The 15,476-nt window shown below is 69.6% G+C and carries 16 protein-coding genes; 12 read left to right on the plus strand and 4 right to left on the minus strand.

What is annotated here, in order from left to right:
• Positions 1 to 48 precede the first annotated feature (48 nt).
• From tsaB to ACZ3IC_RS01690, 5 genes are all read left to right on the plus strand, one after another.
• Entirely contained in the window at positions 49 to 711 is a 663-nt protein-coding gene (tsaB, locus tag ACZ3IC_RS01670) for a tRNA (adenosine(37)-N6)-threonylcarbamoyltransferase complex dimerization subunit type 1 TsaB (protein ID WP_467411518.1), read from the plus strand.
• Positions 708 to 1,259, plus strand: coding sequence for a ribosomal protein S18-alanine N-acetyltransferase (rimI, locus tag ACZ3IC_RS01675; protein WP_467411520.1), 552 nt, complete (start codon positions 708 to 710; stop codon positions 1,257 to 1,259). Before tsaB ends, rimI begins: the two co-directional genes overlap by 4 nt.
• The gene (gene tsaD, locus ACZ3IC_RS01680) at positions 1,259 to 2,359 is read left to right on the plus strand and encodes a tRNA (adenosine(37)-N6)-threonylcarbamoyltransferase complex transferase subunit TsaD (RefSeq protein ID WP_467411521.1); all 1,101 of its coding nucleotides are present in this window, start codon (positions 1,259 to 1,261) and stop codon (positions 2,357 to 2,359) included. The genes rimI and tsaD overlap by 1 nt, the downstream gene beginning before the upstream one ends.
• Entirely contained in the window at positions 2,356 to 2,631 is a 276-nt protein-coding gene (locus ACZ3IC_RS01685; protein WP_467411522.1) for a hypothetical protein, read from the plus strand. The genes tsaD and ACZ3IC_RS01685 overlap by 4 nt, the downstream gene beginning before the upstream one ends.
• A 99-nt stretch (positions 2,632 to 2,730) precedes the next feature.
• A complete protein-coding gene (locus ACZ3IC_RS01690) occupies positions 2,731 to 3,396 on the plus strand; it encodes a hypothetical protein (protein WP_467411524.1) in 666 nt (221 codons plus the stop codon).
• 34 nt (positions 3,397 to 3,430) lie between these two features.
• Here the strand turns inward: ACZ3IC_RS01690 and ACZ3IC_RS01695 are convergent, their stop codons facing one another.
• Entirely contained in the window at positions 3,431 to 4,705 is a 1,275-nt protein-coding gene (locus tag ACZ3IC_RS01695; RefSeq protein ID WP_467411525.1) for a THUMP-like domain-containing protein, read from the minus strand.
• Positions 4,706 to 4,820: 115 nt separating this feature from the next.
• On the opposite strand from ACZ3IC_RS01695, the gene ACZ3IC_RS01700 reads away from it, so the two are divergent.
• From ACZ3IC_RS01700 to groL, 3 genes are all read left to right on the plus strand, one after another.
• Positions 4,821 to 5,801 carry a polysaccharide deacetylase family protein gene (locus ACZ3IC_RS01700; RefSeq protein WP_467411526.1) on the plus strand — a complete coding sequence of 327 codons (981 nt, stop codon included), beginning with the start codon at positions 4,821 to 4,823 and terminating at the stop codon, positions 5,799 to 5,801.
• A 769-nt stretch (positions 5,802 to 6,570) separates the two neighbouring features.
• Positions 6,571 to 6,879: a co-chaperone GroES gene (gene groES, locus ACZ3IC_RS01705; protein WP_124716902.1), complete on the plus strand. Its 309-nt coding sequence runs from the start codon at positions 6,571 to 6,573 to the stop codon at positions 6,877 to 6,879.
• Between the two features lie 98 nt (positions 6,880 to 6,977).
• On the plus strand, positions 6,978 to 8,600 hold the full coding sequence (gene groL, locus ACZ3IC_RS01710) for a chaperonin GroEL (RefSeq protein ID WP_467411528.1): 1,623 nt from the start codon (positions 6,978 to 6,980) through the stop codon (positions 8,598 to 8,600).
• Between the two features lie 357 nt (positions 8,601 to 8,957).
• On the opposite strand, the gene ACZ3IC_RS01715 is transcribed toward groL, so the two are convergent.
• Positions 8,958 to 9,731, minus strand: coding sequence for an SDR family NAD(P)-dependent oxidoreductase (locus ACZ3IC_RS01715; protein WP_467411530.1), 774 nt, complete (start codon positions 9,729 to 9,731; stop codon positions 8,958 to 8,960).
• 70 nt (positions 9,732 to 9,801) lie between these two features.
• Positions 9,802 to 10,476, minus strand: a complete 675-nt coding sequence (locus ACZ3IC_RS01720; protein ID WP_467412090.1) for an MOSC domain-containing protein — start codon at positions 10,474 to 10,476, stop codon at positions 9,802 to 9,804.
• Positions 10,477 to 10,602: 126 nt separating this feature from the next.
• Here ACZ3IC_RS01720 and ACZ3IC_RS01725 point away from each other — a divergent pair, with 126 nt between their 5' ends.
• Positions 10,603 to 11,493 (plus strand): LysR family transcriptional regulator, encoded by an 891-nt coding sequence (locus ACZ3IC_RS01725; RefSeq protein ID WP_467411531.1) that lies wholly within the window; start codon positions 10,603 to 10,605, stop codon positions 11,491 to 11,493.
• An 85-nt stretch (positions 11,494 to 11,578) separates the two neighbouring features.
• On the opposite strand, the gene ACZ3IC_RS01730 is transcribed toward ACZ3IC_RS01725, so the two are convergent.
• Positions 11,579 to 11,914, minus strand: a complete 336-nt coding sequence (locus tag ACZ3IC_RS01730; RefSeq protein ID WP_467411533.1) for a WhiB family transcriptional regulator — start codon at positions 11,912 to 11,914, stop codon at positions 11,579 to 11,581.
• Positions 11,915 to 12,326: 412 nt separating this feature from the next.
• On the opposite strand from ACZ3IC_RS01730, the gene ACZ3IC_RS01735 reads away from it, so the two are divergent.
• The 3 genes from ACZ3IC_RS01735 to guaB all read left to right on the plus strand — a co-directional run bounded on the left by ACZ3IC_RS01735 (position 12,327) and on the right by guaB (position 15,453).
• Entirely contained in the window at positions 12,327 to 12,938 is a 612-nt protein-coding gene (locus tag ACZ3IC_RS01735) for a response regulator transcription factor (RefSeq protein WP_003948568.1), read from the plus strand.
• A 297-nt stretch (positions 12,939 to 13,235) separates the two neighbouring features.
• Positions 13,236 to 13,811 carry a sigma-70 family RNA polymerase sigma factor gene (locus tag ACZ3IC_RS01740; RefSeq protein ID WP_093893485.1) on the plus strand — a complete coding sequence of 192 codons (576 nt, stop codon included), beginning with the start codon at positions 13,236 to 13,238 and terminating at the stop codon, positions 13,809 to 13,811.
• A 139-nt stretch (positions 13,812 to 13,950) separates the two neighbouring features.
• Positions 13,951 to 15,453: an IMP dehydrogenase gene (gene guaB / locus ACZ3IC_RS01745; protein WP_467411534.1), complete on the plus strand. Its 1,503-nt coding sequence runs from the start codon at positions 13,951 to 13,953 to the stop codon at positions 15,451 to 15,453.
• The last annotated feature ends 23 nt before the right edge of the window (positions 15,454 to 15,476 follow it).

A 15,476-nucleotide genomic window follows, 5' to 3' on the forward strand; every position in this document is an offset into this window, starting at 1 on the left:
CGCCGTACGGGACGCCGGGGCCGGTCGAAGGAGCCGTAGGCTGTTTGCGTGCTCTTGCTCGCCGTGGATACCGCCACCCCCGCCGTCACCGTCGCCCTTCACGACGGGACCTCCGTCGTCGCCGAGTCCGGCCAGGTCGACGCCAGAAGGCACGGGGAGCTGCTGCTGCCCGCCGTCGACCGGGTCCTCGCCGAGGCCGGAGCGAAACTCGACGCCGTGACGGGCGTGGTCGTGGGCGTCGGCCCCGGACCGTACACCGGGCTGCGTGTCGGCCTGGTCACGGCCGCGACCTTCGGCTCTGCGCTCTCCGTACCCGTGCACGGGCTGTGCACCCTGGACGGTCTCGCGTACGCCGCCGGTCAGCACGGCTTGGAAGGCCCGTTCGCCGTCGCGACGGACGCCCGCCGCAAGGAGGTCTACTGGGCGCGGTACGAGGACCCCCGTACCCGTGTCACGGAGCCCGCCGTCGACCGGCCCGCCGACATCGCCGAGCAGCTCGCCGGACTTCCCGTCGTCGGCGCGGGCGCGGTGCTCTACCCCGAGTCGTTCCCGGACGCCCGGGGCCCCGAGCACGTGTCCGCGGGTGCGCTCGCCGCCCTCGCCGCGGAGCGTCTCGCCGCAGGCGCGGAACTGCTGCCGCCGCAGCCCCTCTACCTCCGCAGGCCCGACGCCCAGGTCCCGAAGAACTACAAGGTGGTCACCCCGAAGTGATGACCACGACTGCCGTTCTGCGCGAGATGCGCTGGTGGGACATCGATCCGGTGCTGGAACTCGAACGCGAGCTGTTCCCGGACGACGCCTGGTCTGCCGGCATGTTCTGGTCCGAGCTGGCGCACTCCCGCGGCCCGCGGGCCACCCGCCGCTATGTCGTGGCCGAGGACCCCGCCACCGGCCGGATCGTCGGTTACGCGGGTCTCGCCGCGGCCGGTGACCTGGCCGACGTACAGACGATCGGTGTCACCCGCGACCACTGGGGCGGCGGCCTCGGCTCCGAACTCCTCACCGATCTGCTGAAGCACGCCACGGCCTTCGAGTGCGCCGAGGTGCTCCTCGAAGTCCGCGTCGACAACACCCGGGCGCAGAGGCTCTACGAACGCTTCGGTTTCGAACCGATCGGCTTCCGCCGCGGCTACTACCAGCCGGGCAACGTCGACGCACTCGTCATGCGCCTCCACGTGCAAGAGCACGTGCAAGAGCACGTACAAGAGCACGTACAAGAGCACGGACAAGAGCACGTACAGGGAACAGAGACTGACTGATGGCTGACGAACCGCTCGTACTCGGCATCGAGACCTCCTGCGACGAGACCGGCGTCGGCATCGTCCGCGGTACGACGCTGCTCGCCGACGCCGTGGCTTCCAGCGTCGACACGCACGCCCGCTTCGGCGGCGTCGTCCCGGAGATCGCCTCCCGCGCGCACCTGGAGGCGATGGTCCCCACCATCGAGCGCGCCCTGAAGGAGGCCGGGATCAGCGCCCGCGACCTCGACGGCATCTCCGTCACCGCAGGTCCCGGGCTCGCGGGCGCGCTGCTCGTCGGTGTCTCGGCGGCGAAGGCGTACGCGTACGCGCTGAACAAGCCGCTCTACGGGGTGAACCACCTCGCCTCGCACATCTGCGTCGACCAGCTGGAGCACGGTCCGCTGCCCGAGCCGACGATGGCGCTGCTGGTCAGCGGCGGCCACTCCTCGCTGCTCCTCGCACCCGACATCACCCATGACGTACGGCCGCTGGGCGCGACCATCGACGACGCGGCGGGCGAGGCCTTCGACAAGATCGCCCGGGTGCTGAACCTCGGCTTCCCCGGTGGCCCGGTCATCGACCGGCTGGCGAAGGAGGGCGACCCGAGGGCGATCGCGTTCCCGCGCGGTCTGAGCGGTTCGCGCGATCCCGCGTACGACTTCTCCTTCTCCGGTCTGAAGACCTCGGTGGCCCGCTGGATCGAGGCCAAGCGGGCGGCGGGTGAGGAGGTGCCGGTACGGGATGTGGCGGCGTCCTTCCAGGAGGCCGTGGTGGATGTGCTCACCCGCAAGGCCGTCCGGGCCTGCAAGGATGAGGGCGTCGACCACCTGATGATCGGCGGCGGCGTCGCGGCCAACTCGCGGCTTCGGGCGCTGGCCGAGGAGCGGTGCGAGCGGGCCGGCATCCGGCTGCGGGTGCCGCGGCCGGGGCTGTGCACGGACAACGGGGCGATGGTCGCGGCGCTCGGCGCGGAGATGGTCGCCCGGAACAGGCCGGCCTCGGACCTGGAGCTGTCCGCGGACTCGTCGCTGCCGGTGACCGACCCCCACGTACCGGGCGCCTTTGCGCACGACCACGACCACGTCCACGAGATCAGCAAGGACAACCTCTACTCATGACCGTCGCACTCATGTGGGAGGCCCGTGCCGTGGCCGGCCGGGGCGCCGAACTCCTGGAGTGGGCGCGGGCCCGGTCGGCCGAGCTGGCCCGCGAGCCGCTCCGCCGCGAGCTGCTGCGCGCCCCGCAGGACCGGGTTCTGGTCATCACCTGGTGGGCGGGGGAGTACGGCGACGAGCTGCCCGAACTTCCCGAACCCGCAGCGGAGTTGATCACCCGCCCGGTGCACCGCTGGCGTTTCGAGTCGCTGGAAGCCGTCGAATCCCTCGGCTGATCAGCCCCTCGACGATCGCGTCGAGTCATGGCACCGCAACAACCCCGACGCGCCGTGCCGCCCGTAGGGGGGAGGGCTCACGGTCGGTAAGGTCGACCCATGTCCCGCCGCGCACAACTGCCGCCGCCCCCACCGCCCGTGGAGATACGTTCCTGGCCCGACCGTGAGGCGCTGCTCGCCGACCGGGCCGTGGTGCTCGGGGAGTTGGTGAAGATGCATGTCTCGCCCGGGCGGCTGGCCATGCTGTGGTTGTGGGGGGCGCTCTGCGCGCTCGGCTGGTTGCTGGTGGGCTCGGCGATCGTCACGTTCGAGGAGTCGTACGACATCTTCGGCGCCATGCTCGGTGTGCTTCTCGTCGGCATGGGCGCCTGCTGCATGGTGCCCGCGATCATCCTCGTTGTCATCGGTCTGCGCCGCGACCTGGACATCCGCCGACTGCTCACTGCCTGGGGCGAGTTGGACCGTGATCCGGTGCGGGACGCGGTGTTGCGGGTGCCGGGTGTCAGCCTCGTCTGGCTGCTGATGTCCTTCGCGCTGTGCGCACTCGGGCTGTACGCGTGCTTCGCCGTCCCGGCGACTGCGGAGGCGGACGGATACACCTATGGCCTGGTCGCCCTGGTCATGGGACTCGGGATGATCGGCTGGATCGTCGGACTGATCGGTGTCACCAAGGCGTTCGCCCACCGCCGTTGGGTGCTGCGGGTGCTGATCGGGTCACCCGCTCCGGAGCCGTTGCTCTCCATCCGGGGCGGCACGCACCGCTGACCCCGGACCCTGTCCGGGGCCAACCGCCCCCCGGTCAGGCGGGGCCGGTCACCGGATGGCCGATCAGCATCGTCGGGGCTCCGGCCACCCGGGTCAGGAAGACCGTCGCGGAGTTCGGCCCCTGGAGCTTCATCCTGCGGCGCACTTCCTCCGGTTCGACCGCCGAGCCGCGCTTCTTCACCGTCAGGACGCCGACCTTGCGCTCCCGCAGCAGGGCCTTCAGCTTTTTCATGTTGAACGGCAGCCGGTCGGTGATCTCGTACGCGGAGGTGTACGGGGACTCGTACGGCTCGTCGCTCGTGATGTACGCGATGGTCTCGTCGATCAGCCGGCCGTCGCACCGCGCCACGATGTCGGCGACCAGATGGGCACGGATGACGGCGCCGTCCGGCTCGTACAGATAGCGGCCGACCGGTCCGACGGGCGGGGCGGGCAGCGGGGCCGCGGACCACAGGGCGGCGCGGGCCGGGAGCACGGTGGCGCGGTACGAACCGGGTGCGAAGCCCTCGCCGAACCAGAGCACCGCCTCCTTCACATCGCCGCCGTCCGAGATCCACTCCGCCTCCGCCTGCGCCGGGATCGCCTCGTGCGGGATGCCCGGAGCGATCTTCAGCGCGGCTCGGGGGGCCGCGAGCGCGGCGCCGGTCGCCCAGGAGAGCGGCGGCGAGTACGCCTCCGGGTCGAAGATTCTGCCCCTTCCGCCGCGCCGGGCCGGGTCGACGAAGACCGCGTCGTACGGCGAGGTGTCGATCTCGGTGACATCGGCGCACCGCACCTCGATCAACCCGTCCAGGCCGAGCGCGGCGGCGTTGGCGCGGGCCACCTCGGCGGTCAGCGGGTCGCGGTCGACCGCGAGGACGGAGATGCCCGCCCGCGCGAACGCGATCGCGTCGCCGCCGATCCCGCAGCAGAGGTCGGCGACGCTCCGTACCCCGCCCGCCTCCACGAACCGCTGCGCGCGATGGGTGGCCACCGATGTACGGGTCGCCTGCTCGACGCCGTTGGGCGTGAAGAACATCCGGTACGCGTCCTCGGCACCGAACTTCGCCACCGCCCGCTGTCGCAGCCGCGCCTGCCCCAGTGCCGCCGAGACCAGGGAGGCGGGGTGGGTGCGGCGCAGCCGGGTGGCGGTGGCGAGCTCCTGGGCGGGGTCGTAGGACCGCAGCCCGTCCAGGAGCGCCGCGCCCTCGGGGGTGCGCAGGGCCAGGAAGGCGGCGAGGGGGTCGTCGGCGTCGGACGGGTCGGGAGCGTCGGACCGGTCGTCGGCGTCGGACGGGTCGTTCGGGTCGAGAGCGTTCACCCGTCCCATTGTGAGCCAGCCGGGTTGACCGGCGGACCCGGTGGCGGTGTCGGGCGGGGACGCCCCTCACGTCCTGGCAGGATGCGGCGCCATACAACTTTGTACGACAAAAGGAAGATCGGCCATGAAAAGGAGTGAATCGGGCGCACTCGAACCCGGGCGCGGGCGGGGCCTTGGCAGGTACCGGCCGGTCTGCGCGGTCCTGGCCGTGCTCCTGGCCATCGGCTCCGGCTGTGCCTCCGAAACCGGCGGCCGGGGGTTCGGCGACGGGCTCCTGCCCCGGCCCGCCGCCGGCCCCCCGGGCGGTCCCGGGCAGAATGCGGGCCCCGGACAGCGGGCCGGCTATGGCGCACCCGCCGGGTCCCGCGAGAACGCGAGGTTCAGTCCGGCCGTACGGGCGGCACTCGCCAAGAAATGGGGGCTGGACAGGCCGCCGCTGATCGCACCCCCGCCGCCCGCCGTGAAGCCGCACATCACCACCCGCGAGGGGTTCGAGGTCAGTGATGGCGACGACTCGCTGCCGCCGGTCTTCACCACCGTCCCGACCAAGGACCGGATCGTCTTCCTGACGGTGGACGACGGTGCCGAGAAGGACCCCGAACTGCTCCAGATGATGGACGAGCTGGACATCCCGTACAGCGCGTTCCTCAGCGACTACCTGGTGCGCGACAGCTACGGGTACTTCCTGGAGATGCAGCGACTGGGCGTCGGCCTCAACAACCACACGCTCAACCACCCCTATCTGCCAGGGCTCTCGTACCCCGAGCAGAGAAGCGAGATCTGCGACCAGCAGGCCGTCATCGAGCAGCAGTACGGCAAGCGCCCCACCCTCTTCCGCCCGCCGTACGGCAACTACAACGGGGACACGCTCCGCATCGCGAAGTCCTGCGGCATCAAGGCCGTGCCGCTCTGGAACGCGGAGGCGTTCCCGGACCACATGGAGTGGCGCGAGGAGGACCAGGACCTGCACCCCGGCGACATCATCCTCACGCACTTCCGGGGCCGGGAGGAATGGGGCGTCAGCATGGCCGACCTGATCCGGGCGGTCATGAAGACCATCACGGACAAGGGGTACGCCGTGGCCCGGCTGGAGGACTACGTATGAGGAGGGCGCACCGGCTCCTCGCCGGACTCCTGACAACCGGTGCGCTCCTGGCCGCCACTGCCGGGTGCGCACAGTCGGTGGACCCGATCGAACGGCTGGGCCGCAAGGCCGCACGGAGGGTGACCCACCCGCAGCCGGCACCCGCTGCGGGCCCGCAGGCACATCCGCCCCGTGGTCACCGTGACCGCGGTGACCACGGTGACCACGGGGCGTCCGGGTCGCTGGTCGTCATCGCCTGCCGTCAGCTGCCGGAGTCCCGGCACTCTCGGCTGTCGCCCCCGCTGAGGCGCTGGTGGCCGGACCGGCCGGGATCGTACGAAGGAGCGGGCGCGGGCGCCGGGTGTGACCGGCGGTAGTCTGCGAGCCCGACCAGCGTCGTCATCAGGCACAGCAGGAGCGCGGCCAGGACCTGGACCGCGCCCGCCCAGGGCCGGTTCGAGCATGAACCCGCGGTCGTACGGAACGGCGCGGTCCGTCCCTGCGTTGTCCCTATGTGTCCGGACCGTTGCGTTGCCCGGACCGTCGCATGCGGCCGGTTCCCCTCGCGCCGTGCGCGAGCGGGACTTTTTCGCGACGCCACGACGGACTGAATTGGCACTCCGCTTGACCGAGTGCTAATCGCGGTCATAGTCTCGGTGCTGGCACTCACCACTGGAGAGTGCCAGCAGTATTGTGCGACTGGCAGGTCCGGCACCCGCGACGACGGATCCACCTGGTCGCCACCCAAAGACTGTTACCCCGTGAGATCTCCGAAGGGGGAGACCGGATCGTGTCGACCGCCAGCACCAAGGTTGCGATCAAGCCGCTCGAGGACCGCATTGTGGTCCAGCCGCTCGACGCCGAGCAGACCACGGCCTCCGGCCTGGTCATTCCGGACACCGCCAAGGAGAAGCCCCAGGAGGGCGTCGTCCTGGCCGTGGGCCCGGGTCGCTTCGAGAACGGCGAGCGCCTTCCGCTCGACGTCAAGACCGGCGACGTCGTGCTGTACAGCAAGTACGGCGGCACCGAGGTGAAGTACAACGGCGAGGAGTACCTCGTCCTCTCGGCTCGCGACGTGCTCGCGATCGTCGAGAAGTAATTCACCCACGTTTGCTTCTGTTCTGCGCCCCTGGCCCCCGCGAATAACCAGCCGGGTGGTCGGGGGCGCAGTTCGTTCGAGAGGAAAGCTCAGCTCCCATGGCGAAGATTCTGAAGTTCGACGAGGACGCCCGTCGCGCCCTTGAGCGCGGCGTCAACAAGCTTGCCGACACGGTCAAGGTGACGATCGGCCCCAAGGGCCGCAACGTCGTCATCGACAAGAAGTTCGGCGCTCCCACCATCACCAACGACGGTGTCACCATCGCGCGTGAGGTCGAGCTCGACGACCCGTACGAGAACCTCGGTGCCCAGCTGGTGAAGGAGGTGGCGACCAAGACCAACGACGTGGCTGGTGACGGTACGACCACCGCCACGGTGCTGGCCCAGGCGCTCGTCCGCGAGGGTCTGCGCAACGTTGCCGCGGGTGCTTCCCCGGCTGCCCTGAAGAAGGGCATCGACGCCGCGGTCAAGGCCGTGTCCGAGGAGCTCCTCGCGACCGCCCGCCCGATCGACGACAAGACCGACATTGCCGCCGTGGCCGCGCTCTCCGCGCAGGACCCGCAGGTCGGCGAGCTCATCGCGGACGCGATGGACAAGGTCGGCAAGGACGGTGTCATCACCGTCGAGGAGTCCAACACCTTCGGTCTGGACCTCGACTTCACCGAGGGCATGGCCTTCGACAAGGGCTACCTGTCCCCGTACATGGTGACCGACCAGGAGCGTATGGAGGCCGTCCTCGACGACCCGTACATCCTGATCCACCAGGGCAAGATCGGCTCGATCCAGGAGCTGCTCCCGCTGCTGGAGAAGGTCATCCAGGCCGGTGGCTCGAAGCCGCTGCTGATCATCGCCGAGGACGTCGAGGGCGAGGCGCTGTCGACCCTCGTCGTCAACAAGATCCGTGGCACCTTCAACGCCGTCGCGGTGAAGGCCCCGGGCTTCGGTGACCGCCGCAAGGCCATGCTCGGCGACATCGCCACCCTCACCGGTGCGACCGTCATCGCCGAAGAGGTCGGCCTCAAGCTCGACCAGGCCGGTCTGGACGTGCTGGGCACCGCCCGCCGCGTCACCGTCTCCAAGGACGACACGACGATCGTGGACGGCGGCGGCGAGCCCGGCGACGTCAAGGGCCGGGTCAACCAGATCAAGGCCGAGATCGACGCCACGGACTCCGACTGGGACCGCGAGAAGCTCCAGGAGCGCCTCGCGAAGCTGGCCGGCGGCGTGTGCGTGATCCGTGTCGGTGCCGCCACCGAGGTGGAGCTCAAGGAGAAGAAGCACCGTCTGGAGGACGCCATCTCCGCGACCCGCGCCGCGGTCGAGGAGGGCATCGTCTCCGGTGGTGGCTCCGCTCTGGTCCACGCCGTCAAGGTCCTCGACGGCAACCTCGACAAGACCGGCGACGAGGCCACCGGTGTCGCGGTCGTGCGCCGTGCCGCCGTCGAGCCGCTGCGCTGGATCGCCGAGAACGCGGGCCTCGAGGGTTACGTCATCACCTCGAAGGTCTCCGACCTCGACAAGGGTCAGGGCTTCAACGCCGCGACCGGCGAGTACGGCGACCTGGTGAAGGCCGGCGTCATCGACCCGGTCAAGGTCACCCGCTCCGCGCTGGAGAACGCCGCGTCCATCGCGTCGCTGCTGCTCACGACCGAGACGCTGGTCGTCGAGAAGCCGGCCGAGGAAGAGCCGGAGGCCGGTCACGGTCACGGCCACTCGCACTAGTGCCCCTCCCGGCAGGTTTTGCCCCGTCCCGGGCAAACAATGCCGGTCACGGCACGGGCGTGTAGCTCGGATCAGCCACTGAGGCCCGGTACCCCGTCGTGGGGTACCGGGCCTCGGCATGTGCTGCCCCCTTCCGGCGGGCAGGGACACAGGCCCCCGTCATGCCCCGTCACGCCGAGCGCGGAAGCACTCCCGCCCGCACCGGATCCGCGAACGGCCGCCCCTGTGTGTATCGCTCCAGCTCGTCAACAACGCCGGCAAGGACTACTTCGGCAATGAACTGAAGCCCGGCGCCCCCGACATCGGCGCCTGTGCGGGCCGCGGAGTGTGCTGACGGCCCACCCGGTAACGGCTCACTCACTGAGGCCCGTACTTGCGGCCTGTCTTGGAGGTGACCCCTCCGAGCAGGCCACGCGGCGTCACCTTCACGAGCCCCATCAACGCCTTGTACCGCGGGTCCGGGATCGAGACCGACCTGCCGCGTGCCAGATCCGCCAGGGCCACAGCCACCAGCTTGTCCGCGTCGAGCCACATCCAGCCCGGAATGTTGCCGGTCCCCATCCCGGCCCGCTGGTGGAACTCCGTCCGTACGAAGCCCGGGCACAGCGCCATCAGCCGCACCCCCGTACCGGCCAGATCCTTCGCCGCGCCCTGGGTGAACTGCACGACCCATGCCTTGGACGCGCCATACGTCCCGCGCGGCACGAACGCCGCCACCGAGGCCACATTGACGATCCCGCCCCGGCCGCGCTCCCGCATCCCGGCCGCGGCCGCCGAGGTCAGCCGCAGCACCGCCTCGCAGTGCACCTTCAGCATGTTCAGCTCATCGGCCATGGGTACATCCAGATAGCGGCCCTTGTTGCCGAACCCGGCGTTGTTGACCAGCAGGTCGACCGACTGATGACGGTCCGTCAACCGGGCCTCGACCGCGGCGATCCCCTTGTCCTCGGACAGGTCGGCCGTCAGCACCTCGGCCTCGATGCCGTGCCGGTCGTGCAACTCGGTCGCCTGCTCGCGCAGCCGCTCGGTGTCGCGCGCCACCAGCACCAGGTTGTGTCCATCGGCCGCGAGCCGCCGCGCGAAGGCGGCTCCGATCCCCGCGGTCGCGCCTGTAATCAGAGCAGTCGTCATACGCGGCACGTTAGTGCCTGCCCGGCGGATCGGGGACGGTCGGGCACCGGTGCCTCGCGGACCACTGCGATCACTCGCCCGCCGCCTCCTTCTCCACGTACTTCAGGGCGGCACTCAGCGACTTCGGATGCAGTGCCTCCCGGGCCACGAGCAGCTTCGGGAGCAGCTCCCGCCGAGTGGTCGCGGCCTGGAATTCCAGCTCCACGGTGACGTCGTGGTCCGGTCGGTGGATGATCTCCACCGGGTCCCCGGCGCGGATCTCGCCCGGCTCGATCACCCGCAGATAGGCCCCCGGGGCGGCTGCCTGCGTGAACCGCTTGACCCAGCGCTTCTCGTCGAGATGACCGGCGAACGTACGGCACGGAATCCGGCCCGACGTGACCTCCAGGACCAGGTCGGGGCCGATCCTCCAGCGTTCGCCGATCTTCGCACCGTTCACGTCCAGCCCACTGGTCGTCAGATTCTCACCGAACGCGCCATTGGCCAGCGGGCGGCCGAGTTCCCGCTCCCAGGCGTCGAGTTCCTCGCGGGCGAAGGCGTACACGGCTTGGTCGGAGCCGCCGTGATGGCGCAGATCGCACACCGTGTCCCCGGCCAGGCCACTGCCGCCGGTGCCCTTGGGGCCGGGGTCGGTGACGCGTACGGGGCCGTCGGTCGGCCGCTTGTCGATCCCGGTCGCGCCGCCGGGGGCGTCGGAGTAGTCGACGACCTCAGGCCGTCCCACATTCACGGTCAGCAACTTCATCGGCTTCAGCAACTTCAGCAACTTCATCGGCTTCGTAGGCTTCATGCGGAGAACGCTAGCCACTCCGCCCTGAAAGGTATACATCAATAACTCGCACCTGACCCAAGATGCGCTTATGGTTGAAGGGTGATCGAAGCCCGTCATCTCCGTGTCCTGCGTGCCGTGGCCGCCACCGGCTCGTTCTCCGCCGCGGCCCGCGAACTCGGCTGCACCCAACCCGCGGTCAGCCAGCAGATGAAGGCCCTGGAAGCCTCCGCGGGCACCACGCTGCTGATCCGTACGGGACGCGAGATGCGCCTCACCCAGGCGGGTGAGGCGCTCGTCCGGCACGCCTCCGGCATCCTCGCCGGGCTCACCGCTGCCGAGGAGGAGGTCGCCGCGATTGCCGGGCTGCGGGCCGGCCGGGTCCGGCTCGTCTCGTTCCCCAGCGGCAGCTCCACGCTGGTCCCCGGCGCCCTCGCGGCACTGCGCGCGGCCCACCCCGGCACCCGTGTCTCCCTGGTCGAGGCCGAGCCGCCGCGCTCGGTGGAGATGCTGCGCGAGGGTGACTGCGACGTCGCGCTGGCGTTCCGCTACGGCCCCTCCGGGGCGGAGTGGGACGACATGGTTGTACGCCCGCTGCTCACCGACCGGCTGATCGGCCTGGTTCCCGAGGGGCACCGGTTGGCCGGTTCGGCCGCGGTGGGCATTGCCGAGCTGGCCGACGAGTCGTGGATCGCGGGCTGCCCGCGCTGCCGCCGCCAGCTGGTGGAGGTCTGTGAGGAGTCCGGCTTCACCCCCCGGATCGACTTCGCCACCGACGACTACCCGGCGGTGATCGGCCTGGTCGGCGCCGGACTGGGGGTGGCCGTACTGCCGGAGCTGGCGATCGAGTCGGTACGCCCCAAGGGGGCCCGCACCGTGACGGTGGAACCGGCCATCGAGCGCGAGATCGTCGCACTGACTTTGCCCGACCTGGCCCAGGTCCCTGCGGTGGCGGCCACCCTGGAACGGCTGTCCCTGGCGGCCGCCCGCTGAGCGGCCTGCCTGAGACCCGGCCCTCCTCGACGGCCGGGTGAAGTGCAGAAACGTTTTTCTATTTCCTGCGCGGGGTGCGGCGAAATCAGCCGTGCACCGACGGGGACGGAACGCCCGACGGCGCCACCGCCGAGATCAGGCGATTGCGGGCCCGTCCCATGAGCTCCTCGCGCTCGTCCTCGGTCAGTCCGCCCCACACTCCGTAGGGCTCTCGCACCGCCAGTGCGTGTGCGGCGCACTCGGCGCGTACCGGGCATCGCATACAGACCTCTTTTGCCGAGTTCTCGCGGGCGCTCCGTGCAGCCCCGCGTTCACCCTCCGGGTGGAAGAACAGCGAGCTGTCGACCCCACGGCAGGCCGCCAACAGCTGCCAGTCCCACAGATCGGCGTTGGGTCCGGGAAGGCGGGAGAAATCTGCCATTGCTTGTCCCCTCGAAACCATGCTGAGTCGGAAACATCGTTGTCGTCAGTTTTTGGCCGTGCTCATGACATTACATCTACGGTGTAAGTAGATGTAAATATGACTGATTGCGAATCTAGCCACAGACACCAGTAAAAGGGAAGAAAACCCGCTAAATGGGGCATACCTTCGTGCGAAGTTTCGGTTGACGGTTGGATGATCCGTGCCGCTCTCCTCTGTGCTCGCACCCTCACGTAGAGTGCCGAACCCGATCGTCTGACCCGTAACTCTTTCGAGTGACCGTCGTTGAGAGGGCGGAGGCGGTTGACAGAAAAAGCGATCGGGCAGATGTCCGAGAGCGTCAACCGCTCAGGTGACGACTTGTAACAGCCTGGAGGCTCAAGGTGACGCGCATCAGCTGCGGAGGACGGTCATGACATCCGTCCTCGTCTGCGACGACTCCCCGCTTGCCCGAGAAGCGCTCCGTCGCGCGGTCGCGACCGTGCCCGGCGTCGAGCGTGTGACGACGGCGGCCAACGGCGAGGAAGTCCTCCGCCGCTGGGGCGCCGACCGTTCGGATCTGATTCTGATGGACGTACGCATGCCCGGCCTGGGGGGTGTGGAGACGGTCCGGCGACTGCTCTCCGCCGACCCCGGCGCCAGGATCATCATGCTGACCGTCGCCGAGGACCTGGACGGTGTCGCGCTCGCGGTCGCCGCCGGTGCCCGCGGCTATCTGCACAAGGACGCCTCCCGCGCGGAACTGCGGGCCACCGTCACCCAGGCGCTGGCCGATCCGACGTGGCGGCTCGCCCCGCGCCGACTGCGGTCGGCCGAGATGGGCGCGGCGCCGACGCTTACGGCACGTGAGATCCAGGTGCTCGAAGGAATGAGCCACGGCCGCTCGAATGCCGAGATCGGCCGTGAGTTGTTCCTCTCCGAGGACACGGTCAAGACGCACGCCAGGCGTCTGTTCAAGAAACTCGGCGCCTCGGACCGGGCGCACGCCGTGGCGCTCGGCTTCCGCTGGGGCCTGGTCCGCTGAGGACCGGCCATGGCCGGCAGTCGATCGATTCCCCGTCCGCATACCGGCGGACGGGGCGAGGGGGGCGATGTGGGCGGGACGGAGTCCGACCCGTCGGTGGTGCCCTTCGCGCTGACGGAATGTGAAGCTTCCCGGCCGATGCCGCATCCTTGAGATGTGGAGTTCCTCGGGAACGATTCGGTCGAGCGGAAGGGGAGGGCGCAGGTCATGACTTCCGGCGCACCCGCTCATAACGCTTCGGTGCACAACTACGGAGGCGGCGGAGCAGAAGATGCGGCTCCGAGGCACCATGGTCCGATGCGCGACGACGAGACGACGGTGATCGGTGCACTGGTGCACCGTGCTGTCGAGGGCGACGCGCAGGCCACTCATGATCTGCTGGCCCATGTCCATCCTCTCGCGCTGCGCTACTGCAGGTCACGGCTGAACCGGCTGCCCGGTGATGCCCGCCACTTCGTGGAGGACCTGGCGCAGGAGGTCTGTGTCGCGGTACTGATGGCGCTGCCGCGCTACAAGGACACCGGCAGACCCTTCGAAGCCTTTGTCTTCGCCATCGCGGGCCACAAGGTCGCCGATCTCCAGCGGGCCGCCATGCGGCACCCGGGATCGACGGCCGTGCCCTCCGACGAGATGCCCGAGCGGCCGGACGATTCGCTCGGGCCGGAGGAGCGCGCGCTGCTCAGCAGCGATGCCGCCTGGGCCAAGAAGCTTCTTGCCAACCTCCCGGACAACCAGCGTGAGCTGCTCGTTCTGCGGGTCGCGGTCGGTCTGACCGCCGAGGAGACCGGACAGATGCTCGGCATGTCACCGGGTGCGGTCCGGGTCGCCCAGCACCGGGCGCTGAGCAGGCTGCGGGCCCTCGCGGAGCAGTGAGCGGATCAGGTCGGACCCGTACGGAAAGTTCTGTACGAAGCTACAGAACCTCTAGGTGATCTTGCTCGTGGAATGAGACACCCCCGAAGGCCGTTAGCATGGACATCCGCACCGATCAAGGCCATTTGGGGAAGGTGTCATGACTGCAAACGTCGACGGAGTGCCCGAGAAATTCGCGACGCTCGGGCTGACATACGACGACGTGCTGCTGCTGCCCGGCGCATCCGAAGTGCTGCCCAACGCAGTCGACATCTCGTCCCGTATCTCCCGCAACGTACGCGTGAACATTCCGCTGCTCTCCGCGGCGATGGACAAGGTCACCGAGTCCCGCATGGCCATCGCCATGGCGCGGCAGGGCGGCGTCGGTGTGCTGCACCGCAACCTGTCCATAGAGGACCAGGTCAACCAGGTCGACCTGGTGAAGCGCTCCGAGTCCGGCATGGTGACCGACCCGATCACCGTGCACCCGGACGCGACGCTGGCCGAGGCCGACGCGCTGTGCGCCAAGTTCCGCATCAGCGGCGTCCCGGTGACCGACCCGGCGGGCAAGCTGCTCGGCATCGTCACCAACCGCGACATGGCGTTCGAGTCCGACCGCAGCCGCCAGGTGCGCGAGGTCATGACGCCGATGCCGCTCGTGACGGGCAAGGTCGGCATCTCCGGCGTCGACGCCATGGAGCTGCTGCGTCGCCACAAGATCGAGAAGCTTCCGCTGGTCGACGACGCGGGCGTGCTCAAGGGCCTCATCACGGTCAAGGACTTCGTGAAGGCCGAGCAGTACCCGAACGCGGCCAAGGACGCCGAGGGCCGCCTGCTCGTCGGCGCGGCGGTCGGCGCCAGCCCCGAGGCCCTGGAGCGCGCGCAGGCCCTGGCCGCGGCGGGCGCGGACTTCCTCATCGTCGACACCTCGCACGGACACAACAGCAATGCGCTGAACTGGATGGCGAAGATCAAGTCCAGCGTCGGCGTCGACGTCATCGGCGGCAACGTCGCGACGCGTGACGGCGCGCAGGCCCTGATCGACGCCGGTGTCGACGGCGTCAAGGTCGGCGTGGGCCCCGGCTCCATCTGCACCACCCGCGTGGTTGCCGGGATCGGCGTCCCGCAGGTCACCGCGATCTACGAGGCCGCACTCGCCGCCCGCGCGGCCGGCGTCCCGGTCATCGGCGACGGCGGCCTGCAGTATTCCGGCGACATCGGCAAGGCACTCGCCGCCGGTGCCGACACGGTCATGCTGGGCAGCCTCCTCGCGGGCTGCGAGGAGTCTCCCGGCGAGCTCCTCTTCATCAACGGCAAGCAGTTCAAGTCGTACCGCGGCATGGGTTCCCTCGGGGCGATGCAGTCCCGCGGGCAGGGCCGCTCGTACTCCAAGGACCGCTACTTCCAGGCCGACGTGGCCTCGGACGACAAGCTGGTGCCCGAGGGCATCGAGGGCCAGGTGCCCTACCGCGGTCCGCTGGCCAACGTGCTGCACCAGCTCGTCGGCGGCCTTCGCCAGACCATGGGTTATGTGGGCGCCGCCTCCATCGACGAGATGGAGACCAAGGGCCGTTTCGTCCGCATCACGTCCGCGGGCCTCAAGGAGAGCCACCCGCACGACATCCAGATGACGGTCGAGGCGCCGAACTACAGCAGGAAGTAACGCAACAGTGCAGCTGAGGGGCG

It is taken from the genome of Streptomyces sp. NPDC002958 (genome assembly GCF_055563255.1).

Bases quoted from the DNA above. Each gene is read 5' to 3' on its own strand.
- ACZ3IC_RS01730 (WP_467411533.1), bottom strand. From the start codon at position 11,914: ATGGCAGATTTCTCCCGCCTTCCCGGACCCAACGCCGATCTGTGGGAC.
- ACZ3IC_RS01740 (WP_093893485.1), top strand. From the start codon at position 13,236: ATGCGCGACGACGAGACGACGGTGATCGGTGCACTGGTGCACCGTGCT.
- tsaD (WP_467411521.1), top strand. From the start codon at position 1,259: ATGGCTGACGAACCGCTCGTACTCGGCATCGAGACCTCCTGCGACGAG.
- ACZ3IC_RS01720 (WP_467412090.1), bottom strand. From the start codon at position 10,476: ATGAAGTTGCTGACCGTGAATGTGGGACGGCCTGAGGTCGTCGACTAC.
- ACZ3IC_RS01685 (WP_467411522.1), top strand. From the start codon at position 2,356: ATGACCGTCGCACTCATGTGGGAGGCCCGTGCCGTGGCCGGCCGGGGC.
- ACZ3IC_RS01695 (WP_467411525.1), bottom strand. From the start codon at position 4,705: ATGGGACGGGTGAACGCTCTCGACCCGAACGACCCGTCCGACGCCGAC.
- groL (WP_467411528.1), top strand. From the start codon at position 6,978: ATGGCGAAGATTCTGAAGTTCGACGAGGACGCCCGTCGCGCCCTTGAG.
- ACZ3IC_RS01700 (WP_467411526.1), top strand. From the start codon at position 4,821: ATGAAAAGGAGTGAATCGGGCGCACTCGAACCCGGGCGCGGGCGGGGC.
- ACZ3IC_RS01690 (WP_467411524.1), top strand. From the start codon at position 2,731: ATGTCCCGCCGCGCACAACTGCCGCCGCCCCCACCGCCCGTGGAGATA.
- guaB (WP_467411534.1), top strand. From the start codon at position 13,951: ATGACTGCAAACGTCGACGGAGTGCCCGAGAAATTCGCGACGCTCGGG.
- ACZ3IC_RS01715 (WP_467411530.1), bottom strand. From the start codon at position 9,731: ATGACGACTGCTCTGATTACAGGCGCGACCGCGGGGATCGGAGCCGCC.
- ACZ3IC_RS01735 (WP_003948568.1), top strand. From the start codon at position 12,327: ATGACATCCGTCCTCGTCTGCGACGACTCCCCGCTTGCCCGAGAAGCG.